Raw genomic sequence first — 24,575 nt, forward strand, 5'->3', positions numbered from 1 at the left:
GCGGCGATCAGCCGCGCCGGCGCAGCGCGAAAGCGAGCATTCCGATCACGCCCAGTGCTGCTGCCAGCCATGGCGCCACCAGGCCTCCGCCGCCACCGCCGCTGGATTGCGAAGCAGCCGGCGGCGCCGCGCTGACGTTGGCCGCCGCACTCAGCGCCCCATCGGCATCGAGCAGGCCCGCGCCGCAAACGCCCGGATTAGTCGTGCAAAAAGTGCCGGACGGATGGGGCCTTGCAGAACTCTTCAACGCCGCAGTGACCTGTGCCGGCGTCAGCGACGAGTTGACGGCCAGCATCAGCGACACCACGCCGGAGACCATCGGCGCCGCGAAACTCGTGCCCTGAGAGTTGCTGATCGTGTACGCGCCCAGCGATGTCGTGCCGTTATTGAAGAGCGTGCGGATAAACGACAGGGTTGTTGTGCAGGTTCCGTTCACGACCTTGGAATTGCCGCAGCCGCCCCCGGGTGCGCTGATGGTGACCTTTGGGCCCACATTGGCGTAGCTCGCGTTTTCGCCGTCGTTGGCATGCGCGGTAACCGCAATCACGCCGCTGCAGTCGGCTGGGGCTTCCAACGCCCCGGCGTTGTTACCGGCCGCCACGACAACGGATACGCCTCGCGCGACGACGTCGTTGATAGCCTGCTGTTCGATGCTGGTGCAGGTGCCGCCCCCGAGACTGATGTTGACCACGCGGGCGGGGTTGGGATTGTCCGGCACATTGGGCACGTTGATGCCGGCTGCCCAACGCAGGCCATCTACGGTATCCGACAGCAGGGCGCCGCAACGGCCAGAGACGCGCACTGGCAGGATACGCGTGTTCCAGTCGACGCCGGCAATGCCCAGTGCGTTGTTGGTCACGGCGCCGAGTACGCCTGCCACCCGAGTGCCGTGCCAGCTGTTTGGAGTGGCTTCCTGCGTAGGTGTAGACGCGCCAGGGCACATGAAGCCCTGCGGCACGTTGTCTCCGGCATCCGTGGCGTCGCTGTCGCGGCCGTCGCCATCGTTGGAGATCGTCGTGCTGCTGATGAAGTCGTAACCGGGCAGCAGTTTGGCCACCAGGTCTGGATGGGGCAGGGTGCCGGTGTCGAGCACCGCCACGACCATGTTCGTGCTGCCGCGAGAGCGATCCCACGCATGCGGCAGATTGGCGCCGCCGGTGACGGTGCCCGTGCCCATCATGTAAGGCTGTGCCGAGGCAAATTCAGGGTCGTTGGGCAGGGTGTCGTGCAGGTGCAGCCAGCGGTCGGGCACCGCGTCGGCGACGCGCGGATCCTGCCGCAACCTGGCGGCCAACCCTTCCGGATCGGTCTGGCTGCCATCCGCGGTTCCCAGCAGTTGCATATTGCCCGCCATGCTCCGTCGCACGGCAAGGTTCACGCCTGACTGATTGCGCAGGCGCTCCAGGCGGTCTTCGGAGGCCGTTGCAGCTTGCTTGGCGTCCGCCATTGCGCTGGAAGCACCGCCCACACCGGACGCGCTGGGCACGATGTTGGCATCACGCCAGCGAACGATGACATTGCCCGTATAAACCGGCGCTGCGCGGACGCCGTCACCGGCCGCTGCGGCAGGGATGCATGCGGTCCAGGACAGCAATGCGAGCACGGCTGCCGACCATCGGGCGGCAGCAGCGCGGCCAGGACGAGAAACGGGGTGCGACGGATGCGGCATGAACACCTCCCGGTGTGTCCCTGCGGACTCGCCTCATGGCGCCGACGCTGGGGACAATGCTATGTAGCGAATACGATTCAGCTGGATTCCGCAAGTGTGCCGAAGGCTTAACCCGGCTCGTAAAGTCCGGTAGCCCACGCAGCTAGCTTGCGGGCATGTCGCGGCTGACCGGCATGGTGTGGTTGGGCTTCAGCACCCGGTCCGGCTCGGCGGTGCCGACGCGCGGCGCGGCGCGCAGGGTGGCGAGTGCCTGATCCATGGTGGCGTCCGGCGACGCGCTGATCGCCGTCACCAGCCATACCCCGCCCGACAGCGGCCGCTTGACCACGAAGCGGATCGGCCCTTCGATGGTGTCGAGCAGCTTGCCCGCTTCCTCGGAGACGATGACGTCGGGGGCAGTGAAGCGGACCATGATATCGCCCACCACGCGGTCAGCCGTAATGGCGCCACGCGGCGGTTGGGAAGGCTGGGCCTGGCACCCGGACAGCGCCAGCAGTGCCAGGGTGGCGGCCGCCGCGGCGGCCAGCGCCGGCACGAAGGCGCGCGGTCGGCTGGCAGTCGGGAGTGGGCGGGTCATGGGTTGCTCCTGTGAATGCATGAAGATTTTGCGGTGGTGACGGATGCCGGCCCCCCTGGACGCTCAGCCGGCGCTGCGCCGCGAGCGCCGGCCTTCCTTGCCGCCGCCGGCCGCGCGCGCGCCTTGCGCAAGCATTTCCTCGGCGTGCTGGAGAGTGGTGGGGGTCACCGTCGCGCCGCCGAGCATGCGCGCGGTTTCCACCACGCGGCCCGCGGCGTCTAGCGAGCGGATGCGCGAACGCGTGACAGAGCCGGCCCCATCGCCGGTAGTCTCCTTGCTGACCAGCAGGTGGTGCCCGGCCTGCGCGGCCACCTGCGGCAGATGTGTCACGCACAGGACCTGGCGTGCTCGACCGAGTTCCTGCAGGCGCCGGCCAACCACTTCGGCCACGGCGCCGCCGATGCCGGTGTCGACCTCGTCGAAGATCAGCGTGGGTGTAGGCGCGGCTTCGCTGGTGATGACCGAGATGGCCAGGCTGATGCGGGCGAGTTCGCCGCCCGACGCGACCCGTGCCAGCGGCCGGGCACTGACGCCGGCATGGCCGGCCACCAGGAATTCCATCTGTTCCAGGCCATAGCTCTGGCCTTCGTCGAGCGGATTGAGCGCCGCGACGAAGCTGCCGCCCGCCATCGACAGGCCTTGCATGGCCTCGGTGACGGCTGCGGACAGTGCTTCGGCGGCTACCTTGCGCGCCTGGCTCAGGTGCTGGGCCAGCGTCAGGTAGGCGGCCTTGGCGGCAGCCTCGCGTGCGAGCACCTTGTTGATGTCCTGCGCCGACTGGAGGTCGTCGAGCTGCTGGCGGCGCGTTACCAGTTCATCGGCGAGCTGCTCGGGCGGCAGGCGGTATTTGCGTGCCGTGGTGTGCAGCGCCTGCATGCGTTCGTTGACGGCTTCGAGCCGTTCGGGATCGAGTTCGAGCCGGTCGACATAGCGCATCAGCGAATGCGCGGCTTCCTCGGCCTGCACCTGTGCCGGTTCCAGCGCGGCCAGCACGTCGCGCAGCGACGGGTCGACGTCGGCGAGCTGCTGCACGCGGTGGACGATGGAATTCAGTGCCGACAGCACCGAGCCGTCGGCTTCGGACAGCGCGTCGAGCGCGGCACGGCTGCCGTCGATCAGGCCCGCAGCGTGCGACAGGCGATTGTATTCGGCCTGGATTTCTTCCCATTCGCCGGCTTGCGGCGCGAGCTTTTCCAGCTCGCCGACCTGCCATTCGAGCCGTTCGCGTTCGAGCTGCATTTCGCGCGACTGGTGCTCCACGGCCTCGCGCTGGCGCACACAGGCGCGCCATGCACGCCAGGATTCCGCCACGGCGCCAGCCTGCTGGGTCAGCCCGGCATGCGCGTCGAACAGCAGCCGCTGCGCGTCGGGGCGCAGCAGTTGCTGGTGCGCGTGCTGGCCGTGGATATCGACAAGCTGGTCGCCAACTTCGCGCAGCTGGGCAAGCGTCGCGGCCGCGCCATTGATGAAGGCCTTGCTGCGGCCGCTGCCGTCCACCGTGCGTCGCAGCAGCACCGTGCGCACGTCGCCATCCTCGTCGCCGCCGAGTTCGCGTTCCTCGAGCCACGCGTCGAGTGCCGCATGGGTCGAAAAGGTGGCGCTGATGCTCGCGCGTGCTGAACCTTCGCGAACCACACCGGCATCGGCGCGTTCGCCGAGCACGAGTGCCAGCGCATCGATCAGGATCGACTTGCCGGCCCCGGTTTCTCCGGTGAAGACGGTGAAGCCGGACTGGAAATCGAGGTCGAGCGTATCGACGATGACGAAATCACGGATGGACAGGCTGCGCAGCATCGTGGCGGTGAAGGGTTTCGGTCAGTGCGGACGGAAGGCGCCGGGCCTCAGGCTCAGAGCCGGTTGTCCTCGGTCGGATATTCGTGCCAGTGCAGCTTCTTGCGCAGCGTAGCGTAGTAGTTGTAGCCCACCGGGTGCAGCAGCTGGATGGTCTTCTTCGAACGGCGCACGACGATGCGGTCGCCCGGCAAGAGCGAGGTCAGCGACTGCATGTCGAAGTTGACGCTGGCATCGCGCGCGGTCGCAACCTCGATCGTAACCTCCGCCTCCTGCGGCAGCACGATCGGCCGGTTGGACAGCGAATGCGGGGCGATCGGCACGAGCACCAGGCCAGACAGCGTCGGATGCAGGATCGGGCCGCCGGCCGACAGCGCATACGCCGTCGAGCCGGTCGCGGTGGACACGATCAAGCCGTCCGAACGCTGGTTGTACATGAAATAGCCATCGACCGACACCGCCAGTTCGACCATGCCGGAAATGCCCGAGCGGTTGACGACCACGTCGTTGAGCGCCAGCGCCGAGAAAATCGGGCTGTCGTCGCGCACCACGCTCGATTCCAGCAGCAGCCGGGTCTCGGCCTCGTAGCGCCCCCCCAGCATGTCAGGCAGCACGGATTGCACGTCTTCGAGCGGGATGTCGGTCATGAAACCGAGCCGGCCATGGTTGACGCCGATCAGCGGCACATTGTGGCCGGCAAGCTGTCGGGCGATGCCGAGCAGTGTGCCGTCGCCACCGAGCACCACGGCCACGTCCGCTTCCCGGCCGATCTCCTCGGCGGTCAGGGCCGGGTAGCCCGTCAGGCCGGTGGCCAGTGAGGTCTCACGCTCGAAGACAACATCCTGGCCATTCCGGAGGATGTAGGACGCAAGCTCCTCCAGCGGGCCTTCGATGCCGGCAGTCGAGTACCGGCCCACGAGGGCCACGGTCTTGAATGGGGTGCGCAAGGCGCTGGTTTTCTGGGGGGCAGACATGCCGGGATTAGACCATACCGCTGTGACCGTTGTCAGCATGGGCCGGGCGCGCCACCGGGCACCGGCCGCGCGGGCGCCCGAAGCTGTAAAACTTGCGTAAAATCGGGGCATCATGGATGAACGTTCCAAAACGCTGCTCAAGACCCTGATCGAGCGCTACATTGCCGAAGGCCAGCCGGTCGGTTCCCGGACCTTGTCCAAGTACTCCGGACTGGACCTGTCGCCGGCCACCATCCGCAATGTGATGTCCGATCTGGAGGAGATGGGCTTCATCTCCAGTCCGCATACGTCGGCGGGGCGGATCCCCACGCCGCGCGGGTATCGCCTGTTCGTCGACACCATGCTGACGGTCAAGCCGATCGAGCGCGGCGGCCTGGAAATGACCGAACTGGCCGGCCAGATCCAGGGCCAGCTCGGCGGCCAGCAACTCGGGCCGCAGCGCATGATCACGGCGGCGGCGCGCACGCTGTCGAACCTCTCGCACTTCGCCGGCGTAGTCATGACCCCGCGGCGCGCGCAGTCGTTCCGGCAGGTCGAATTCATGCGGTTGTCGGACAAGCGCATCCTGCTGATCATCGTCAGCCCGGAAGGCGACGTGCAGAACCGGATCATCCAGACCGAACTGTCGTACACGCCGGCGCAGCTGATCGAAGCGGCGAACTTCTTCAACGCGCACTATGCGGGCATGAGCTTCGATGCCGTGCGCGACCACCTGCGCGTGGAGCTGCAGGACCTGCGCCGCGACATGTCGCAGTTGATGCAGGCGGCGGTCGAGGCAGGCAGCAGCGCCATGGAAGAAGAAGACGACCACCTCTATATCAGCGGCGAACGCAAGCTGCTCGAGGTCGAGGACCTGGCTTCCAGCATGGACAAGCTGCGGCGGCTGTTCGATGTGTTCGAGCACAAGACCAGCCTGCTCCAGCTTCTGGACGTGTCCAGCCATGCTCAGGGCGTGCAGATCTTCATCGGCGGCGAAAGCCAGCTCGTGCCGATCGAGGAAATGGCCGTGATCACCGCGCCCTATGAGGTCGACGGGCAGATCGTCGGTACGCTGGGGGTCATCGGCCCGACCCGCATGGCCTATGAGCGCGTGATTCCGATTGTCGACATCACCGCGCGCCTGCTCTCGAGTGCACTGAGCCAGAACTAGGACCCGTCCGACGGGTCACACAGTCTGCGTCCCCATTTCCACAGCCCGGCGGCCTTGGCTGCCCGGCCATACCGGAAGCGACATGACGTTTTCTCCCGAACCGGCCTACCAGCACGGCCAGGCGCCGCGCACGGCCATTTTGCTAGTCAACTTAGGCACCCCCGATGCGCCGACCCCGAAGGCGGTGGGGCGCTATCTGAAGGAATTCCTGTCCGATCCGCGCGTGGTCGAGATTCCGCGCCTGGCCTGGCTGCCGTTGCTGTACGGTGTGATTCTGCCGCTGCGCGCGCGTGCGTCGGCACTCAAGTACGAATCGATCTGGCTGCGCGAGGCGCATATGACCGGATCGCCGCTGCTCGTGTACAGCGAGCGCCAGGCGCACGCGCTGCAGCGCCTGCTGAACCAGCAGGGCTACGAGCTTACAGTTGCATGCGCAATGCGCTACGGCAATCCGTCGATTGCTTCCGTGCTGGAAGCACTGCGCCGCCAGGGCACGGAACAGGTTCTGGTGCTGCCCATGTACCCGCAGTACTCCGGTACCACCACGGCCACCGCATTCGACGAGGTGTTTCGCGTGCTCGGCCAGTGGCGCAACCAGCCAGAAATCCGGCTCGTGAAGCATTTCCATGACCATCCCGCCTATATCGCGGCGCTCCACCAGCAGGTCGGCGCATACTGGGCGCAGCACGGCACGCCTGATTTCGCGCGCGGCGATAAGCTGATCCTGTCGTTTCACGGCGTGCCGCGCCGAACGCTGGAATTAGGCGATCCCTACCATTGCGAGTGCCTGAAGACCGGCCGGCTGCTTGGCGACGCCCTGGGCTTGCAGCCGGGGCAGTATCAGGTGACGTTTCAGTCTCGCTTTGGCAAAGCCGAGTGGTTGCAGCCCTATACCGCCCCGACATTGGCCGAACTCGGCAAGGTCGGTGCGGGCCGGGTCGATGTGTTTTGCCCGGGTTTTCCGGCTGACTGCATCGAGACACTGGAAGAAATCGCCATGGAAGGGCAAACCGAATTTATGGTCGCCGGCGGCAAGACGTTCCATTTCATCCCATGCATGAACGACGCGCAGCCCTGGATTTCCGCACTGGCCGAGATTGCCTTGCAGCACGTGCAGGGCTGGCCGCTGAACATGCCGCATGCGCATGAACTCGAAGCGCGCCGCAGTCGCGCGCAGACCCGTGGAGCCGCAGCATGAATGTCAGTTTCGAACCCGATGCCCGCCTGCGTATCGACAAATGGTTATGGTGCGCGCGCTTCTTCAAGACGCGCTCGTTGGCGGCCGAGGCCGTGGAGCGCGGCAAGGTGACGGTCAATGGCCAGCCGTGCAAGAATTCGCGCGAGGTCAAGCCCGGCGACACGATCGTGCTGGAAGCCCACCAGCAGCGCTGGGAACTGGTGGTGAAGGGCATTGCGCCAGCGCGCGGTTCGGCGCCGGTGGCGCAGACGCTGTATGCCGAGACGGAAGCCAGCCAGGCGCGCCGCCAGGCCGAGACGGAGCAGCGGCGCTACCAGCCTGAACCGTCGTCCCAGTTACAGGGCCGCCCGACCAAGCGGGACCGCCGGCGCATCGATGATTTTAGAAACTGATACAACAACGCGGCCTAACCAGCAGAAACCGGTCGGCCGCGCGGGCAGAATCGACGTCAACCGCGATGGCTTTAAGGGTTGACGTATTGGACGATGTAATGTTTGAACACAGCCTTGCCGCTGCCATACTCGGTATCGCGCGGCGTCAGCGCGCCGGACAGGCAGATAAAGACCGTCATTACCGACAGTGCGGCAAGCAGGCAGAGCGTCACGACAGGCAGCTTGTGCATGGCCCACCTTTCGGAAGAGGCACAAATGTGAATCAACTCCGGCCCCCCGGTATTTTTGTCATTTTTCTTAATAAGAATCTTAGTGAGTGCAGTGCACCAAAGCAATAAGCGGTCGATTGCATAAGGGGGGCGTTTGTAACGGTGTGTTTCGGGGTCTCTTTGCAACCACTCTTGAAAACTCACGGTTTGGTACAACATCCTCGTGACACCGCCGATTTACCCACCGCGGCCCGCATTGGCCGGTCGCGACAATGTATTGATACGGATCGACATGGAAGAACAGAAGCAGACGCCATCCACCCCGACGCCTGACACGGCCGCCGAAGCGGCCGTCAACGCCGCAACGGCCGCGCCCGAGACTGCCGGCGCGGATGACGTGGCGGCGCAGCTTGCCGCGCTGGAAGCTAAGGCGCGCGAGCACTACGACATGTACGTGCGTGCCGTCGCGGAGGGTGAAAACATCCGCCGCCGGGCACAGGAAGACGTGTCCAAGGCGCACAAGTTCGCCATCGAGAATTTTGCCGACAATCTGCTGCCCGTGATGGACAGCCTGCAAGCCGCGCTCGCCGACGGCTCGGGCGATATCGCCAAGCTGCGTGAAGGTGTCGAGTTGACCGCGCGCCAGCTGTCGGCAGCCTTCGAGCGCGGCAAGATCGTCGAACTGAACCCGGTCGGCGAAAAGTTCGACCCGCATCGCCACCAGGCCATCTCGATGGTCCCGTCCGAGCAGGAGTCGAACACGGTCGTGACCGTGCTGCAGCGCGGCTACACGATTGCGGATCGCGTGCTGCGTCCGGCGCTGGTGACAGTATCGGCCCCTAAGTAAGCGGTAGCGGCGGGCGCGGCTGATGCGCCCGCAGGCTCTGCCCAACGACGCCCCAGCGCCATCCTGGCCCTGGGGCGTCTTGCCATTCCGCGAGGTATGACATGAGCGATGCAGCAGCCGGAACCTCCGCGTCCTCCGACGCGCACCCTGACCACCGCGCGTTCGACGCACTCGGCATGCAGTCGGTGGACAGCACGTCGATCGACGCCGCCGTGGCCGCGGCCGGGGACAAGCTGGTATGCGTATTTTTCTGGGGCGTGGACTGTTTCAACTGCGAGATGGCGAAGAAGGCCATGCTGGCTAATCCGGAGCCGATCCGCGCGCTGGACCTGCACTGGCTCCATGCCAATGTCTACGCGCATCCCGACCTTGGCCGGCGCTTCGGGCTGCATGGCATCCCGGTCTTCATGTTTTTCCGGAATGGCAAGAAGCTTGGCCGGGCTACCGGCTGGCATGGCCATGGCCAGTTTGCGGCGGCCGTGGCCAATGCGCGTCTGAAGTCGGAAGGCAAGCCGCTGGCCGGTTAGCCAGTTAGCGGGACAGCGCATAGCCGAGCCGGAACTGCCACGGAACCTTCTGGTTGTAGTCGAGCAGGCTTTCCCCGTAGCCGACGAAATATCCCGCCATCAGATACCCGGCCGTGCCCGGGATCAGCCGAGCGAGCGGATAGGTGACGCGCGCGTCGACGCTGCCGTACCACTTGCGCGTGCCTTTGCGCACGGTCGCGGCGAATTCCCACGAATCCGCTTTGCCATAAGCCAGCTCCAGATCCATGTAGCCGCGGTAGTGCGCGATGTCGGGGTTGTCGTTCTTTTCCAGGTAGGCGTAGAGCTTGGGCGCGACGCGCCAGTGCCAGTCGTTCTGGTCGCCGAAATAGAAGGCCGGCTTGAGAAAGACCGTGTTGATGCTGCGTGATTGGTCGCCGTCGCGCCCGTTGGACTCGTGCTCGAATCCGGTGCCTAGCGACAGGCGGCTGATGGCGCGGTTATGCACGCCGGTGTCCGACAGGTAGTAATAGAAACTCGGTCGGTAGTTGGTGTCGCGGAACGGTTTGGACTCCTGCGACAAGTCCCACAGCGAGAACTGCGTGTACCCGAAGTAGAGATTGTCGATCAAGCGTCGCGACGCCGGATCCGTGCCTTCGAAGATCCGGTACTTGAAGCTGAGCTGGAACTTCGCGTTGCCGCCGTCGTGCGCGCCGACGATGAAGTACATCGGATCGTTGAACGACAGGCGCGCGCTGTCGCGCAGGTCGACGGGCGCGGGTGCCGGCTGGGTGGCCGAGGCGACGGTGACTATTGGTGCTGGTGTTTCGGCGGACTGGATCTGACGGGCCGGCGCGGATGGGGCGGTGGCCAATGGCGCAGCGGCAGGCTGGTCAGGCGCCGCCTGTTGGTTCAGCGTGACGAGCACCGGTGCAGCGTCGATGCCGGTGGCATCCAGGCGCACCGTGCCGCGCAGCCCGGGCGGCAGCTCCGCCGCATAGCGGATCGTCCGGTTTTCGCCCTTGCGCAAGGAAAGAATGGCGGGGCCTGGCTCCGTGCGCCGCAGCACAAGCTTCACGGGCGCCTGCAAATCGCCCGAGACCGTGACTTCAAGCGTGTCAGGTACCGCGTACCGCCGGGTGCCGGTTTCCGCGCTGATCAGCAGGGTGAGCGAGAGTGGCCGGGTGCCGTCGATGACGCGGGGAGGCTGGAGCATCGAGACCGCTGCGTGGCCTGAGAGGGGCCAGGTGCAAGCGAACAGCAGGCAAAGCCGTCCCCAGGTCGTTGAAGTCTGGAGCATGTCGGTAGGCGCCTTGTCCGGCTGGACGGGCGCAGGCGGATGGCAATGCGCGTAAGCCTACCACGTCACTCGAGAGCGTTTGTGACGAATTGTACGCAGGCTGCGGGCCCGTCTGGCCGTACGAGGTTAGCGCGATGCGCGGCGCCGTACGGCGTCGACGTATTGCGCGCCGTCGGGCGGCAGCCCCGAACGCTGTGCCTGCCACAACATCTCTCCCAGGCACTCCATGATCTGGTGCTGGGCTTCGTGTGGCGAATCGAGCCGCTGTGTCAGGGCTTCATAAGCCTGGCGGATGCCCGGGGGCTGGTCGATCGACACCTGTTCCGAGATCGACAGGTGCATGGACAAATGCAGAAAGGGATTGGTCTGGCCCTGCTCGGGGGTGTAGTCCTGTGCCAGAGCGCCTTCAGTATCGGTGAGCAGCGCGTGGTACTCAGGGTGCTCGCGGATCCAGTCGACGGCAATGGCTTCCAGCGGGGTCAGGACGCCGCCGGTGAGTTGCTTCTGCCAGGCATCGCAGAAAAATCGGCGGACTTCTTCTCGGGACGGATTGAACATGATGGCGCCATTGTAAACGAGCGCCTCCGCACGCGCTGACGCTGGCGCCAGCGCCATTAGAATGCGGGGTTGGCCAATTTGCCGTGCTGTTCACCCAATTCCATGACCGCTACCACGACCGCTGTCTCCGAGCGCGCCCGGGAAAAGTTCTTTGGCGTGTTGCTGATTGCCCTGTCGGCGAGCGCCTTCGGCGCCATGGCCATCTTTGCGCGTTTTGCCTACGAGGCCGGCGCCGATGTCTATGGCCTGCTGACCGTGCGTTTCGCGCTGGCTGCGGTGGCACTCGCTTTCGTCATGCGGGTGCGCGGCATCCGCCTGCCATCGTGGGGGCGCGTTTTGGCGCTGGCAGCCATGGGCGGCATCGGCTACGTCGGCCAGTCGTTCTGCTTCTTCAGCGCGCTCAATCACGCGCAAGCCAGCCTGGTGGCCTTGCTGCTGTACCTGTACCCGCTGTTCGTCACGATCCTGGCGGCGATTTTCCTCAAGGAGCGCTTGACCACGGCCGCTGTCATCGCGCTTGTACTTTGTTCGGTGGGCGCGGGGCTTACCGTGGGCGGCGGGGAGGGCAGCCCGCTCGGGATTGCGCTGGGTCTGGCGGCTGCCGTGATTTACTCCGTCTATATCATCATTGGCGCGCGCGTCACGGCGGGCGTCAATGCGATTGCCACCACTACGGTGATCTGCACGGCCGCGGCGTTAGTCTATGGCACGGTCAGCGTGCTGCGGATCGGCGCAGGCGTGCCGCCGCAGTTTCCGGTCACCGCCGGCGGCTGGCTCGCGATGCTCGGCATTGCGCTGCTGTCCACGGTGCTGGCTATCCTGACCTTCTTTGCCGGCTTGCAGCGCCTGGGCGCTGCGCAGGCGTCGATGCTGTCGACGCTGGAACCGGTCGTCACTGTCGCCCTGGCCGCCGTGCTGCTGGGCGAGCACATCAGCGGGGCGCAGGCGGTCGGCGGTGGGCTGATTCTGGCTGGCGTGCTGTGGCTGACCCGCCGTGCGAGCGGATCGGCGGAAGTCCAACAGAATTGAATTTCCCGATCAAAGCGCCTGCACGCGAGGCTCCTCGCGCTTCGGTACAATTCGCGTTCCCTTTCACACCCATGTACAGGAACGAGCGCATGACCCAGATCGATCAGGCAGCCCTGGCCCAGTTGTTCACCGAAGCCCGCACGCACAACGTGTGGCAAGATCGTCACGTGGACGATGCCGTGCTGAACCAGGTCTATGAAGCCATGAAGTTCGGCCCGACCGCTGCCAACAGCTGCCCGGTACGTATCGTCTTCGTCAAGAGCGCCGCCGAGAAGGCCCGCCTGGTCGAGTGCGTGTCGGCTGGCAACACCGAAAAGACGCGCTCGGCGCCCGTCACGGCGATCATCGCGTTCGACAAGGCTTTCCACGACCAGTTGCCCAAGCTGTTCCCGCATGCCGATGCACGCTCGTGGTATGCCGGCAACGATGCCAAGATCGCGCGCGATGCGCTGATGAACAGCTCGCTGCAAGGCGGCTACTTCATCCTGGCCGCACGTGCCATGGGCCTGGACTGCGGCCCGATGGGCGGCTTCGACGCCGACAAGGTCAATGCCGCGTTCTTCCCGGACGGCAAGTGGGAAGTCAACTTCCTGTGCAACCTCGGCTATGGCGAAGGCGACAAGCTGCATCCGCGCCTGCCGCGCCTGTCGTTCGACGAGGCTTGCCGGATCGTCTGATCTGGCACGTCGCTCATGAAAAAAGACCCGCCAACGCGGGTCTTTTTCGTTCGTGGGTGCAATCAGCCTTGCGGCGCTTCGGTCTTGTCGCGGTACTCGCACAGCGGCTCGATCACGCAATGCCAGCACTCCGGCTTGCGCGCCTTGCAGACGTAGCGGCCATGCAGGATCAGCCAGTGGTGGGCATCGTGCAGGAACTCTCTTGGGACCACCTTGAGCAGCTTGTCCTCGACGATCTGCACGTTCTTGCCGGGCGCGAGCCCGGTGCGGTTGGCCACGCGGAAGATGTGCGTGTCGACGGCGATGGTCGGCTCACCAAAGGCGGTATTGAGTACCACGTTGGCAGTCTTGCGGCCCACGCCGGGCAGCGCCTCCAGCGCGGCGCGGTCCGGCGGCACCTTGCCGCCGTGCTGCTCGACCAGGATGCGGCAGGTCTGCATCACATGCTTTGCCTTGGTCTTGTAGAGCCCGATGGTCTTGATGTACTCGCTCAGCCCTTCCTCGCCGAGATCCAGCATCTGCTGCGGTGTGTGAGCGATCGGAAACAACCGGCGCGTCGCCTTGTTGACGCCGACATCGGTCGCCTGCGCCGACAGCAGTACGGCGATCAGCAGTTCAAACGGCGAGCTGTATTCCAGTTCGGTGGCCGGCGCGGGATTGACCTCGCGCAGGGTCTCGAACAGCGCATGAACCTTGGCTACATTCATCGTTCTGGTGGCGTCGGTTTGTCGTTGTTGTCGTCGCCCGCACTGCCGTTGTCTGGCGTGGCGGTGCTGCTGCGCGCGGCCTGTTGCTTCTGCCGCGCGCGTTCGATGGCGGCCTGAATGATGGCGCGCTTGCGTTCCTGCGCGGCGCGCTCGGTTTCGGATTGGGCGGCTTCCGCCTGCAGCGCTTCCAGCTTGGCGGCGGCCTTGGCTGCTAGGCGGGCATCGTTCTCCTCGCGCTCGCGCACGAGCCGCTGTTTGCGCGCGACATAGCGGGCGTGCGCGGCGTCGGCCTGTTCCTGCGTCCAGGCGTCCCAGCCCGTGCGCTCGCCGGTGACGGGCACCATGTCGATGCAGTCGACGGGGCAGGGCGGCACGCAGAGGTCGCAGCCGGTGCACAGCTCTGGAATGATCGTGTGCATCTGCTTGGCTGCGCCGGCGATGGCATCAACCGGGCAGGCCTGGATGCACAGCGTGCAGCCGATGCACAGGCTTTCGTCGATGCGCGCAACGGCGCGCGGCTGCTCGACGCCGCGTTCGGGGTCGAGCGGCAGCGCTCCGGTGCCCAGCACCGCGGACAGGCGACGGATTCCCTCCGCGCCGCCGGGCGGGCAGCGGTTGGACGCGGCTTCGCCGCCGGCCATGGCTTCGGCGTACGGACGGCAGCCGTTGAAGCCGCACTTGGTGCACTGGGTTTGCGGCAGCAGCGCCTCCAGGCGGTCTGCGAGGGTTTGGGTGGGACTCACGACAACAGCAGGAATAGCGGGAACAGGAGTATTCGTGATGGCGGCAGGCTGCCGGCAACATCGCGGGCCGGCCTCTGCGGGCCATGCGCCGCACGGATTATCCCCGATTTCACGATCGGACAGAACCGGCCATCATGCGCGACGGCCAGCGGGCCAGAAGCGTGCGCGGGTGTGCCATAATCCGCGCAAACATCGACCCTTATCCCATGTCAAACGAGACCAGAACCAAGCGGGACCCAGAGGGCACGCGCCGCCGCATCCTGGCGGCGGCCACGGAGGAATTTGCCAAGGGCGGCCTGGCCGGCGCCCGAGTCGACCAGATTGCGCGCCGTGCCGAGACCAACGAGCGCATGCTGTACTACTACTACGGCAGCAAGGAAGGGCTGTTCCTGGCCGTGCTTGAGAAGCAGTACGCCGAGTTCCGCGCCGATGAGGAACGGCTCCATATCACCGACGAAGACCCCGTCGCCGCGGTCCGCACGCTGGCCCGCTTCGTCTGGGACTGGTATTACCAGCACCCGGAGTTCATTCGGCTCGTCAACAGCGAGAATCTGCACGAGGCGCGCCACCTGAAGAAATCGGCGCACTTGCACCAGCTCGTCAATCCGATCGTCAACGTGCTGGCGGACATCATCCGTCGCGGCCAGCAGCACGGGCTGTTCCGAGACAACATCGACGTTCCGCAGTTCTACCTGACCATTTCGGCGCTGGGCTATTACGTGCTGTCCAACCGCTACACGATCAGTGCAGTGATTGGCAGGGACGTGGCTTCGCAGGACGAGCACGAACGCTTCGCCGAACTGCACACCGACATGCTCCTGAGCTACCTGCGGCGCTGACCGGCGCGTTGCATCCACGGCGCAGAAAAAAACGCCCGCGGTTGCGGGCGTTCTTGCATGGCGGACGGTCAGGTCACCGGTACTTGCGGATGAAATCGCGCAGCTGCGGATAGATTTCATCGCGCCAGCGGCGGCCCGAGAAGATCCCGTAGTGGCCGCACTTCGCTGCGGACAGATGGTGCTTGTGCGTCTGTGGAATGCCTGCGCACAAGTCGTGCGCCGCGGAGGTCTGGCCGGCGCCGGAGATGTCGTCGAGCTCGCCTTCGACGGTCAGCAGCGCAGTGCCCTTGATGTCCTGCGGGCGCACCGGATTGCCGTCGATGGTCCACGTGCCGTTGGCCAGGCGGAACTCCTGGAAGACCTCGCGAATCGTGTCGAGATAGTACTCGGCTGCCATGTCGAGCACGGCGTTGTACTCGTCGTAGAAGCGCACGTGAGCTTCCGCGTCATCGGCATCGCCCTGGATCAGGCTCAGGTAGTAGTCGTAGTGCGACGACAGGTGGCGGTCCGGGTTCATCGCCACGAAACCGGCATGCTGCAGGAAGCCCGGATAGACACGGCGCCCGTGGCCGGGATAGTTGGCCGGCACGGTGTAGATCACGTTGTTCTCGAACCACTCGAACGACTTGTTGGTCGCAAGCGAGTTGACCGCTGTCGGGCTCTTGCGAGCGTCGATCGGTCCACCCATCATGGTCATGGTGAGCGGCGTCTTCTCGCCGGCTGAGGCCATCAGCGAAATCGCTGCCAGCACGGGCACGGTGGGCTGGCACACCGAAATGACGTGGAGCTTGTCCGCGCCGATATGGCGAATGAACTCCTGAATGTAATAAATGTAGTCCGACAGGTGGAACGGGCCATGTTCGGCCGGCACCATGCGCGCGTCGACCCAGTCGGTCACATAGACCTTGTGGTCCTGCAGCAGCGTGCGCACCGTGTCGCGCAGCAGCGTGGCGTGGTGGCCCGACAGCGGTGCGGCGACCAGCACCACGGGCTCGTCCTTGAGCAGCTTGATGGTGTCCGGATCATCGGCGTAGCGCTTGAAGCGGACCAGGCGGCAGAACGGCTTTTCCATGATGGTCTGTTCGACGATCGGGATTTCGCGGCCGTTCGAGCGTACCGACTTGATGTCGAACGCGGGTTTCTCGTATTCCTTTCCGAGCCTGTACAGGAGTTCGTAGCCGGCAGCCAGGCGGGGGGCGCCGGGAACCAGGGACAACGGACTGAGGGGATTGGTGAAAGTCTTGGCGGTCGCCTGTGCCCACGCGGTCAGCGGGTGCAGCATCGAACGCTGGAACTCATGCAGTTGGTAGAGCATGGCGGTCTGGCCTGGTGATACGAATACGATGAAAACGTCTTTCTCGATGGGGGCACCACCGTGCGACTGTGTGCCGATTATGCACGCAACCGAACGATCGTGCTGTGCAGCATATACCCTAAGGTACGACGGCAACGGGAAAAGACAATAGCCCAAAGGCCTTAATTCCGCATGACAAAACGGAATGACAAAAAGAAAAAGGCAGCACGTAGCTGCCTTTTGATGATGCATGCATCATGCCAGTGCTGCCGGCGTGTCGGCAGCACTTCACAATGCGGTCTTTACAGCACTGCAGCGATAGCGTCGACGACGGCGTCGATATTGCGGCTGTTCAGCGCGGCCACGCAGATGCGGCCGGTGCCGACGGCGTAGATGCCATGCTCGTTACGCAGGCGGTCGACTTGCGCCGAGGTCAGGCCCGAGTACGAGAACATGCCGCGCTGCGCCTTCACGAACGAAAAGTCCGTCTTCACGCCCTTGGCGGCCAGCTTGTCGACCAGCGCGTGGCGCATCAGCTTGATGCGGTCGCGCATTTCGGCCAGTTCCTCTTCCCACATGGCGCGTAGTTCCGGGCTGTTCAGCACGGTAGCTACCACGGTGCCGCCGTGCGTCGGCGGGTTCGAGTAGTTGGTGCGAATGACGCGCTTGACCTGCGACAGCACGCGCTGCGCTTCTTCCTTGCCGGTCGTGACGATCGACAGGGCGCCCACGCGTTCGCCGTACAGCGAGAAGCTCTTCGAGAACGAGCTCGACACGAAGAACGGCAGGCCCGAATCCGCGAACAGGCGCACGGCGGCGCCGTCCGGGTCGATGCCGTCGGCAAAGCCCTGGTAGGCCATGTCGAGGAACGGGATCAGGTTGCGTTCCTTGATCAGCGCGACCACTTCCTTCCACTGGTCGGCCGACAGGTCGACGCCGGTCGGGTTGTGGCAGCAAGCGTGCAGCACGACGATGGTGTTGGCCGGATACGACTTCAGCGATTCCACCATGCCGGCGAAGTTCAGGCCGTGGGTCGGGGCGTCGTAGTAGGCGTAGTTCACGACCTCAAAGCCGGCGGCTTCGAACAGCGCGCGGTGGTTTTCCCAGCTCGGGTCGCTGATCGCGACCTTCGAAGTCGGGTAGAGGCGCTTCAGGAAGTCGGCGCCGATCTTCAGCGCGCCGGTACCGCCCAGTGCCTGAGCCGTCACAACACGGCCTTCCGTGATCAGCGGCGATTCCTTGCCGAACAGCAGCGACTGCACGGCCTGGTCATAGGCGGCAATGCCTTCGATCGGCAGGTAGCCGCGCGGCGTGGCGGTGGTCAGGCGCGCCTTTTCCGCTTCCTGCACGGCGCGCAGCAGCGGAATTTTCCCTTCGTCGGTGAAGTAAACGCCAACGCCCAGGTTCACCTTGGTGGCGCGGGTGTCGGCATTGAAAGCTTCATTCAGGCCCAGGATCGGGTCGCGCGGGGCCATTTCGACGGCAGAAAACAAACTCATTTGGACTCTCGTGGTCGGCAATGTAAGAAAACGGGAAGGCGTAGAATGCTTCGGACTGCGCTGGGGGGCGTGCGGCAGACCTGCTTGCGGGCGTTGACTGACTTGAAGCTAGGCTGTGCAACCCCAAGATTCTAGCGTATCTGCCCCCGCACTCGCCCCCTTTTCTCAGGTTTTTCCCCTAGTCGCCTATGTCAAACCTTGCCGAAGTCGCGCCGGCCCTGGACGAAGACAAAATCGTCACTTTTCCGGGCTCGCCGTTCCAGCTCTACCAGCCGTTCCCCCCGGCGGGCGACCAGCCGGAGGCTATCCGGCAACTGGTGGAAGGGATAGAGGACGGCTTGTCGTTCCAGACGCTTCTCGGCGTGACGGGCTCAGGCAAGACCTACACGATGGCCAACGTGATCGCGCGCATGGGGCGCCCGGCCATCGTCTTTGCACCCAACAAGACGCTGGCTGCCCAGCTTTACTCCGAATTCCGCGAGTTCTTCCCGCGCAATGCCGTCGAGTACTTCGTCAGCTACTACGACTACTACCAGCCCGAGGCCTACGTCCCGCAGCGCGACCTGTTTATCGAGAAGGATTCGTCGATCAATGAGCACATCGAGCAGATGCGCTTGTCGGCCACCAAGAGCCTGCTGGAGCGCCGCGATACGATCATCGTGGCCACGGTGTCAGCCATCTACGGTATCGGCAACCCGAACGAATACCACCAGATGATCCTGACGCTGCGTACGGGCGACAAGATCAGCCAGCGCGACGTGATCGCTCGACTGATTGCCATGCAATACACGCGCAACGAGACCGATTTCCAGCGCGGCACGTTCCGCGTGCGCGGCGATACCATCGACATTTTCCCGGCCGAACACGCGGAAATGGCGGTGCGGCTCGAGATGTTCGACGACGAAGTCGAGTCGCTGCAGTTCTTCGACCCGCTCACCGGCCGCGTGCGGCAGAAGATTCCGCGCTTCACCGTTTATCCGTCGAGCCACTACGTGACGCCGCGCGAAACTGTCCTTCGCGCGATCGAGGACATCAAGGCGGAGTTGCGCGACCGGCTCGAGTTCTTCCACAAGGAAAACCGGCTCGTGGAGGTGCAGCGGCTCGAGCAGCGCACTCGCTTCGACCTGGAAATGCTCTCCGAGCTCGGCTTCTGCAAGGGCATCGAAAACTATTCGCGCCACCTGTCGGGCGCGAAGCCCGGCGAGCCGCCGCCGACGCTGGTCGATTACCTGCCGTCGGACGCGCTGATGTTCCTCGACGAATCGCACGTGCTGATCGGCCAGCTCAACGGCATGTACAACGGCGACCGCGCGCGCAAGACCACGCTGGTTGAATACGGCTTCCGGCTGCCGTCCGCGCTCGACAACCGGCCGCTCAAGTTCGAGGAGTTCGAACGCAAGATGCGCCAGGTGATGTTCGTTTCGGCGACACCTGCGCAGTTCGAGAAGGAGCATGCCGGGCAAGTCGTGGAGCAGGTCGTGCGGCCGACCGGGCTGGTCGACCCGATCATCATCGTGCGGCCCGCTACCACACAGGTCGACGACCTGCTGTCCGAGATCAACCTGCGCGTGGAGGCCGGCGAACGCGTGCTGGTGACCACGCTCACCAAGCGCATGGCCGAGCAGCTGACCGAGTTCCTGTCGGAGAATGGCGTCAAGGTGCGTTACCTGCACTCGGATATCGACACGGTGGAACGCGTGGAAATCATCCGCGACCTGCGCCTGGGGACGTTCGACGTGCTGGTGGGCATCAACCTGCTGCGCGAAGGGCTGGATATCCCCGAGGTGTCGCTGGTCGCCATCCTCGACGCGGACAAGGAAGGCTTCCTGCGCGCCGAGCGTTCGCTGATCCAGACCATCGGCCGTGCCGCGCGCAACGTGAACGGGACCGCGATCCTGTACGCCGACCGCATCACCGATTCGATGCGCAAGGCCATCGACGAGACCGAGCGGCGCCGCGCCAAGCAGATGGCGTTCAACGAGGCCAACGGCATCACGCCGCGCGGCGTGATCAAGCGGATCAAGGACATCATCGACGGCGTCTACGATGCGGGCGAGGTCAAGGCCGAACTGCTGGCGGCACAGGAGCGCGCGCGCTACGAGGACATGAGCGAGAAGCAGGTCTCGAAGGAGATCAAGCGGCTCGAAAAGCTCATGATGGATCACGCCAAGAACCTCGAATTCGAGAAGGCGGCGCAGGTGCGCGACCAGCTCGCCAAGCTCAAGGCCCAACTGTTCGGTGCCAGCGGCGAGGAAGCGCCAATGCCGCCGGTGTAACGCTGCGGCGGCGCGCCGCGCACGGGCTGCCTATAGTGGAAAGCGTCACGCCAGATCAGGAGATGCGCCATGGTCAAGTTAGCGCTGTGGGTGCCGCTTCAGGCCAAGCCCGGCAAGGAAGCGGAAGTGGAGCAGTTCCTGCGCGACGGCCTGCCGCTGGTCGAGCAGGAGGCCGGCACCACGGCCTGGTTCGCGCTGCGGCTGGGACCCTCGACGTTCGGCATCTTCGATGCGTTTCCCGATGAAGGCGCGCGCGATGCGCATCTGGCAGGCAAGGTGGCGGCTGCGCTGATGACGAAAGCGCCCGATCTGCTCGTCGCCGCGCCGCCGATCCAGAAGCTCGAAGTCCTGGCAGCCAAGCTGCCTTGAACGGCGGGAGGCTCGACATGGAACGACAGTTCGAATACGGCGGCTACACGGTGGTGGCCAGCGCGGTCCCGGAAGCGGGCGGCGGCTTTGCCGCACAGTTGCGCATTGGCGACTCTTTTGGCGAACCTTCCGGCCCCACGTTCGAGGCGTTGGCCGGCAAGGCGCCGACACCGGAAGCCGCGGTGGCCATGGCGGAAGCGGCTGCCATGCGCGCCATCGACGCCGGTGAGGTGAACTGACAACCACGCACCAGCGCGCAATACGCCGGCACGCCCATCATTCCTGGAGACGGTTATGGCCGAAATCGGCGAATGGAAGAAGAAGGTTTATGAAACCCACGAAGTGCAGGTCCAGGTGCGGCTCCGCTCGCAGAGCGAGTGGGAATACACCGTCCGGGTCTGCCGCGCTGGCTGCAATATCCGCGCGGCCGCGACGCTGACCGAGAAATCGCTGATCACCGACCACTACAAATCTGCCGAAGCGGCGGAAATCGCCGGATTTGTGCACGGAGAGCGGCTGGCCAAACGGCTCTAGAGGGTTGCCACTGCCAGGGGCGTTAAAATCGCCCCCTTCGCCGGCAAGGCACCCACGCGCGACACCAGGTGTGGTCCGGCCCATGGCTGGCGCTCTGCGCCGGGTGGATGATGCCTGCTGCGGCGTTTCATCCACTCACCGGACGGGAAGCCATGAAGAAGTACGCCATCCTGATGTGCTGCATGGGGAATATCTGCCGCTCGCCCACGGCTGAGGGCGTGTTGCGCGCCAAGCTTGTCGCCGCGGGGCTCGCCGATCTCGTCGAGCTCGATTCGGCCGGCACGCACGACTATCACCTGGGCCGCGCCCCGGACCTTCGCACGCAGCGCTATGCGCAACAACGCGGCTATGACCTCTCGGCGCTGCGCGCGCGCAAGGTCGCTGTGCCGGATTTTACGCGTTTCGATCTGGTGCTCGCGATGGACCGGGACAACCTCGAGCGGCTGTCGGCCCTTTGCCCGCAGGCTCCGGCGCAGCAACTGCGGCTGCTGATGACCTTCGCCACCCGCCATGAGGCGGATGAGGTGCCCGATCCCTACTACGGCGAAGGCGACGGCTTCGAGCGCGTGCTCGATTACGTGGAAGACGCCTGCGACGGCATCGTCGAGATGCTGCGCGAGCGCCTGCGTCGCTAGCCTGCCTGCCGCACGGCACAGGCCGTCCGCCACCCTTTGTGAGAATTGATGCTTCGAAACCTGTTCCGGAAATGGCGCGAATCGCGCAATGCCAGCCTGCAACTTGACGCCATCCTGACGGCGGCCGATCCCGAGGCGCCGCTGGCGGACCGCAACCGCTGGCTGATCGAACTGGGCTTCTGGGTCCGCCGCGACGGCATGGCCGGTGTCGAGGTCGACGGCGGCGAGCGTGCCGGGGGCGATGCCCGCAGCCATCGCGAGCATGTACGCATGCGTTACCTGATACAGGTGCTGGAGCGGCATCCCGACTGGGCCGGGCGCTTTGGCGCCACGGTGCGCAGCATCGTGCGCGACAACGACCCGACGGCACTGTTCTGCGATACCGGCGTGGCGTCGCACCCCGGCTTCGTCAGCGAGATGGTGCACCGGCTGCAGGCGCGCTTCCTGCCCCCGCCGCCCAACCTGAGCGACATGGCGGCACTGTTCGCGCTGCTGTTTGTCGGGCCGCACGACGCGGACTGGGTCGAGGCGCTGGACGATGATCTGCTGGGTCGGCTCGCGCGCGTGATGCGCGACAGCACGACCGACGCCGGGCAGCCGGAGGCGCGAGCGCAGGCCATGATGCGCTACTGGGATGCACTCGGACACACGCTGTCCACCAGTATTGCCGTGCTCGTGAGCCAGGTGCGCGCCACCGGCTTGAGCCAGTCCGTGCGTTCGCGGCTGCGCGGCAACGTCGAGGACACACCGTTCTATCACCTCGACAGCGCCATCAAGGCCCTGTGCGAACCGGACCTGGCCCACAGCGACGACGCATTCGGCCACCGCCTCAACTATTTCCGCGCACTGCTGGACGAATGCCACGCCGCCGCGCAACAGGTCTACGCGGACCTCGAAGAGAACGGCGTTTCGGTCGAAGTCGTGTTCCAGATCGAACGGATGAAGGTGCAGCTTGCGCGCATTGAACTGCTGCTGGCCGCATGGGTGGAGCCGAATCGTCCGGGCATGCACGCGAACCTGGTCGCGGAACTGATCCGCTCGACGCAGGCGCGCCGCAGCGTATCCGATCTGGCCGGCGTGTCGTTCGCGCAACTGGCGCGCCGCGTGGTGGAGCGTTCAGCGGAAACCGGCGAGCACTACATCACGCGCGATCGCAAGGAATACGGCGAGCTTATGCGTGCCGCGGCCGGCGGTGGATTGATCACCGTGGCGACCGTGTACCTGAAGTTCTTCATCTACGGCCTGCACCTCGACAAGTTCATAGAAGGGCTGCTCGCCTCGTTCAACTACGCGGGCAGCTTCCTCGCCATCCACTTCGCGCATTTCACGCTAGCCACCAAGCAGCCAGCCATGACCGGCCCGGCACTCGCGCACCGGCTTGACGGGGCGAGGCGTCCGGAGGGGCGCGAAGTGTTCGTCGACGACACCATCTCGATGATCCGTTCCAATGCGGCGGCGATCTTCGGCAACCTGGCCGTGGTGTTTCCCGTCGCGTTGGCGATCCAGTGGCTGGCCAGCAAAATCCTCGGTGCGAACCTAATCACGCCGGCCAAGGCGATCGCCACGATCGAATCATTCTCGATCCTGGGGCCGACGCCGCTCTACGCGGCGTTCACGGGCGTGCTGCTGTGGCTGTCGAGCCTGATCGCGGGCTGGGCCGACAACTGGTTCGCGCTGCACAAGGTGCACGATGTCATGGCGTACAACCGGCGCCTGCGCTACGTGCTGGGCGAGCGCAGCGCGCTGCGTCTCGCGGATTTCTGGAAGCGCAATATGTCGGGTATCAGCGCGAACGTGTCGCTCGGCTTCCTGCTGGGGCTGGGGCCCGAGATCCTGAGTTTCTTCGGACCGCACATGGAAGTGCGGCACGTCACGCTGTCGACCGGCTCGGTGGGCACGGCACTGGGCGTGTTGGGGCTCGACGCCTTGCGGTTACCGTCGCTCTGGCTTGCGGTGGCTGGCATCGCGCTGATGGGCGTGCTCAACGTGGGCGTGAGCTTTGCGCTGGCGTTCAATATGGCGCTGCGATCACGCCACCTGAGGCGCGTGGACCGGGCCGAACTCAGCGCGGCCGTGCGGCGCCGCATCCTGAAACACCCGTTGCTGCTGATCGTGCCGCCCCGGACGGCAGGCGCGGCGCCAGTCGCGGGCGGCCGCCAGGTTTGATGCGGTGCCGTAAGGGTAGTTGACTGAAATAGTCGGGTACCTTTATACTTGACGGAAACGATCAAGTATTAGCCCTGCATCATGAGACTGACCACCAAAGGCCGCTTTGCGGTCACTGCGATGATCGACCTGGCCATGCGCCAGGACCAGGGGCCCGTCACGCTCGCGGGCATCAGCCAGCGGCAGAAGATCTCGCTGTCCTACCTGGAACAGCTGTTCGGCAAGCTGCGCCGGCATGAGATCGTTGAAAGCGTGCGCGGACCGGGCGGTGGCTACAGCCTCGCGCGCAAGGCGGAAGACGTCACCGTGGCGGACATCATCATCGCCGTGGACGAGCCGCTTGATGCCACCCAGTGCGGTGGAAAGGGCAATTGTAACGGAGATGACGGCTCCGGGCGTTGCATGACCCACGAGCTGTGGGCGACGCTGAACCAGAAAATGGTCGAATATCTCGATTCCGTCTCCCTCAAGAACCTGGTGGACCAGCAGCGCGCCAAGCAGCCGGCCGTCCTGCACGACATGCGCGAAGACGCTGCCGTGCAGCAGGCGGCACCCGCGGCGCGCGGCAAGGCGGAAAAGGCCGCCGAAAAGCCGGTCCGTGCCCGGATGGTGAATTCGGTTTTCAGCCTGGCGCAGTCCTGAAGCGCCCGGTAGCAA

At 65.1% G+C, this 24,575-nt stretch carries 26 protein-coding genes; 15 read left to right on the top strand and 11 right to left on the bottom strand.

Annotated elements, in window-relative coordinates:
- Positions 1 to 7 precede the first annotated feature (7 nt).
- From mprA to K2O51_RS17675, 4 genes are all read right to left on the bottom strand, one after another.
- A complete protein-coding gene (gene mprA, locus K2O51_RS17660; RefSeq protein ID WP_220631450.1) occupies positions 8 to 1,669 on the bottom strand; it encodes an MprA protease, GlyGly-CTERM protein-sorting domain-containing form in 1,662 nt (553 codons plus the stop codon).
- A gap of 142 nt (positions 1,670 to 1,811) precedes the next feature.
- Positions 1,812 to 2,246 carry a hypothetical protein gene (locus tag K2O51_RS17665; protein WP_181184359.1) on the bottom strand — a complete coding sequence of 145 codons (435 nt, stop codon included), beginning with the start codon at positions 2,244 to 2,246 and terminating at the stop codon, positions 1,812 to 1,814.
- Positions 2,247 to 2,309: 63 nt separating this feature from the next.
- Positions 2,310 to 4,040, bottom strand: coding sequence for a DNA repair protein RecN (gene recN / locus K2O51_RS17670; protein ID WP_011297217.1), 1,731 nt, complete (start codon positions 4,038 to 4,040; stop codon positions 2,310 to 2,312).
- Between the two features lie 53 nt (positions 4,041 to 4,093).
- On the bottom strand, positions 4,094 to 5,011 hold the full coding sequence (locus tag K2O51_RS17675; protein WP_041679527.1) for an NAD kinase: 918 nt from the start codon (positions 5,009 to 5,011) through the stop codon (positions 4,094 to 4,096).
- Positions 5,012 to 5,123: 112 nt separating this feature from the next.
- Here K2O51_RS17675 and hrcA point away from each other — a divergent pair, with 112 nt between their 5' ends.
- The 3 genes from hrcA to K2O51_RS17690 all read left to right on the top strand — a co-directional run bounded on the left by hrcA (position 5,124) and on the right by K2O51_RS17690 (position 7,751).
- Positions 5,124 to 6,161: a heat-inducible transcriptional repressor HrcA gene (gene hrcA / locus K2O51_RS17680; RefSeq protein ID WP_011297219.1), complete on the top strand. Its 1,038-nt coding sequence runs from the start codon at positions 5,124 to 5,126 to the stop codon at positions 6,159 to 6,161.
- Positions 6,162 to 6,243: 82 nt separating this feature from the next.
- The gene (gene hemH / locus K2O51_RS17685; RefSeq protein ID WP_011297220.1) at positions 6,244 to 7,359 is read left to right on the top strand and encodes a ferrochelatase; all 1,116 of its coding nucleotides are present in this window, start codon (positions 6,244 to 6,246) and stop codon (positions 7,357 to 7,359) included.
- Positions 7,356 to 7,751, top strand: a complete 396-nt coding sequence (locus K2O51_RS17690) for an RNA-binding S4 domain-containing protein (RefSeq protein ID WP_011297221.1) — start codon at positions 7,356 to 7,358, stop codon at positions 7,749 to 7,751. The genes hemH and K2O51_RS17690 overlap by 4 nt, the downstream gene beginning before the upstream one ends.
- A gap of 71 nt (positions 7,752 to 7,822) precedes the next feature.
- Here K2O51_RS17690 and K2O51_RS17695 read toward each other — a convergent pair whose 3' ends face one another.
- Entirely contained in the window at positions 7,823 to 7,981 is a 159-nt protein-coding gene (locus tag K2O51_RS17695) for a hypothetical protein (RefSeq protein ID WP_011297222.1), read from the bottom strand.
- A 271-nt stretch (positions 7,982 to 8,252) separates the two neighbouring features.
- Here K2O51_RS17695 and grpE point away from each other — a divergent pair, with 271 nt between their 5' ends.
- Both grpE and K2O51_RS17705 read left to right on the top strand, forming a co-directional pair.
- Positions 8,253 to 8,807, top strand: coding sequence for a nucleotide exchange factor GrpE (gene grpE, locus K2O51_RS17700; protein ID WP_011297223.1), 555 nt, complete (start codon positions 8,253 to 8,255; stop codon positions 8,805 to 8,807).
- Between the two features lie 101 nt (positions 8,808 to 8,908).
- Entirely contained in the window at positions 8,909 to 9,334 is a 426-nt protein-coding gene (locus K2O51_RS17705; protein ID WP_011297224.1) for a thioredoxin family protein, read from the top strand.
- Positions 9,335 to 9,338: 4 nt separating this feature from the next.
- Here K2O51_RS17705 and K2O51_RS17710 read toward each other — a convergent pair whose 3' ends face one another.
- Entirely contained in the window at positions 9,339 to 10,592 is a 1,254-nt protein-coding gene (locus K2O51_RS17710; protein WP_011297225.1) for a phospholipase A, read from the bottom strand.
- Positions 10,593 to 10,718: 126 nt separating this feature from the next.
- Positions 10,719 to 11,150: a DUF1841 family protein gene (locus tag K2O51_RS17715; RefSeq protein ID WP_041679865.1), complete on the bottom strand. Its 432-nt coding sequence runs from the start codon at positions 11,148 to 11,150 to the stop codon at positions 10,719 to 10,721.
- 102 nt (positions 11,151 to 11,252) lie between these two features.
- On the opposite strand from K2O51_RS17715, the gene K2O51_RS17720 reads away from it, so the two are divergent.
- Complete coding sequence (locus K2O51_RS17720) at positions 11,253 to 12,179, top strand: DMT family transporter (protein WP_220631451.1); 927 nt, start codon at positions 11,253 to 11,255, stop codon at positions 12,177 to 12,179.
- 89 nt (positions 12,180 to 12,268) lie between these two features.
- A complete protein-coding gene (locus K2O51_RS17725) occupies positions 12,269 to 12,856 on the top strand; it encodes a malonic semialdehyde reductase (RefSeq protein WP_011297228.1) in 588 nt (195 codons plus the stop codon).
- Between the two features lie 62 nt (positions 12,857 to 12,918).
- Here the strand turns inward: K2O51_RS17725 and nth are convergent, their stop codons facing one another.
- Positions 12,919 to 13,563: an endonuclease III gene (gene nth, locus K2O51_RS17730; protein ID WP_011297229.1), complete on the bottom strand. Its 645-nt coding sequence runs from the start codon at positions 13,561 to 13,563 to the stop codon at positions 12,919 to 12,921.
- Positions 13,560 to 14,321 carry an electron transport complex subunit RsxB gene (rsxB, locus tag K2O51_RS17735; protein WP_425332998.1) on the bottom strand — a complete coding sequence of 254 codons (762 nt, stop codon included), beginning with the start codon at positions 14,319 to 14,321 and terminating at the stop codon, positions 13,560 to 13,562. Before rsxB ends, nth begins: the two co-directional genes overlap by 4 nt.
- A 191-nt stretch (positions 14,322 to 14,512) precedes the next feature.
- On the opposite strand from rsxB, the gene K2O51_RS17740 reads away from it, so the two are divergent.
- Positions 14,513 to 15,145, top strand: a complete 633-nt coding sequence (locus K2O51_RS17740) for a TetR/AcrR family transcriptional regulator (RefSeq protein WP_011297231.1) — start codon at positions 14,513 to 14,515, stop codon at positions 15,143 to 15,145.
- A 73-nt stretch (positions 15,146 to 15,218) separates the two neighbouring features.
- On the opposite strand, the gene K2O51_RS17745 is transcribed toward K2O51_RS17740, so the two are convergent.
- Together K2O51_RS17745 and K2O51_RS17750 are read right to left on the bottom strand one after the other, a co-directional pair.
- Entirely contained in the window at positions 15,219 to 16,460 is a 1,242-nt protein-coding gene (locus tag K2O51_RS17745; protein WP_011297232.1) for a polyhydroxyalkanoate depolymerase, read from the bottom strand.
- A 281-nt stretch (positions 16,461 to 16,741) separates the two neighbouring features.
- A complete protein-coding gene (locus K2O51_RS17750; protein ID WP_011297233.1) occupies positions 16,742 to 17,938 on the bottom strand; it encodes an amino acid aminotransferase in 1,197 nt (398 codons plus the stop codon).
- Between the two features lie 188 nt (positions 17,939 to 18,126).
- Here K2O51_RS17750 and uvrB point away from each other — a divergent pair, with 188 nt between their 5' ends.
- The 7 genes from uvrB to iscR all read left to right on the top strand — a co-directional run bounded on the left by uvrB (position 18,127) and on the right by iscR (position 24,560).
- A complete protein-coding gene (gene uvrB, locus K2O51_RS17755; protein WP_011297234.1) occupies positions 18,127 to 20,214 on the top strand; it encodes an excinuclease ABC subunit UvrB in 2,088 nt (695 codons plus the stop codon).
- Between the two features lie 69 nt (positions 20,215 to 20,283).
- Positions 20,284 to 20,583 (top strand): putative quinol monooxygenase, encoded by a 300-nt coding sequence (locus tag K2O51_RS17760; protein ID WP_220631453.1) that lies wholly within the window; start codon positions 20,284 to 20,286, stop codon positions 20,581 to 20,583.
- Between the two features lie 17 nt (positions 20,584 to 20,600).
- Positions 20,601 to 20,822 (top strand): hypothetical protein, encoded by a 222-nt coding sequence (locus K2O51_RS17765; protein WP_011297236.1) that lies wholly within the window; start codon positions 20,601 to 20,603, stop codon positions 20,820 to 20,822.
- A 55-nt stretch (positions 20,823 to 20,877) separates the two neighbouring features.
- The gene (locus tag K2O51_RS17770; RefSeq protein WP_011297237.1) at positions 20,878 to 21,117 is read left to right on the top strand and encodes a hypothetical protein; all 240 of its coding nucleotides are present in this window, start codon (positions 20,878 to 20,880) and stop codon (positions 21,115 to 21,117) included.
- A gap of 152 nt (positions 21,118 to 21,269) precedes the next feature.
- Positions 21,270 to 21,752, top strand: coding sequence for a low molecular weight protein-tyrosine-phosphatase (locus K2O51_RS17775; RefSeq protein WP_220631454.1), 483 nt, complete (start codon positions 21,270 to 21,272; stop codon positions 21,750 to 21,752).
- 48 nt (positions 21,753 to 21,800) lie between these two features.
- Complete coding sequence (locus K2O51_RS17780) at positions 21,801 to 23,918, top strand: site-specific recombinase (RefSeq protein ID WP_220631455.1); 2,118 nt, start codon at positions 21,801 to 21,803, stop codon at positions 23,916 to 23,918.
- Positions 23,919 to 23,999: 81 nt separating this feature from the next.
- Positions 24,000 to 24,560, top strand: coding sequence for a Fe-S cluster assembly transcriptional regulator IscR (gene iscR, locus K2O51_RS17785; protein WP_011297239.1), 561 nt, complete (start codon positions 24,000 to 24,002; stop codon positions 24,558 to 24,560).
- Positions 24,561 to 24,575: the final 15 nt, after the last annotated feature.

The sequence above is a fragment of the Cupriavidus pinatubonensis genome, from assembly GCF_019602855.1.
GTDB lineage: Bacteria > Pseudomonadota > Gammaproteobacteria > Burkholderiales > Burkholderiaceae > Cupriavidus > Cupriavidus pinatubonensis.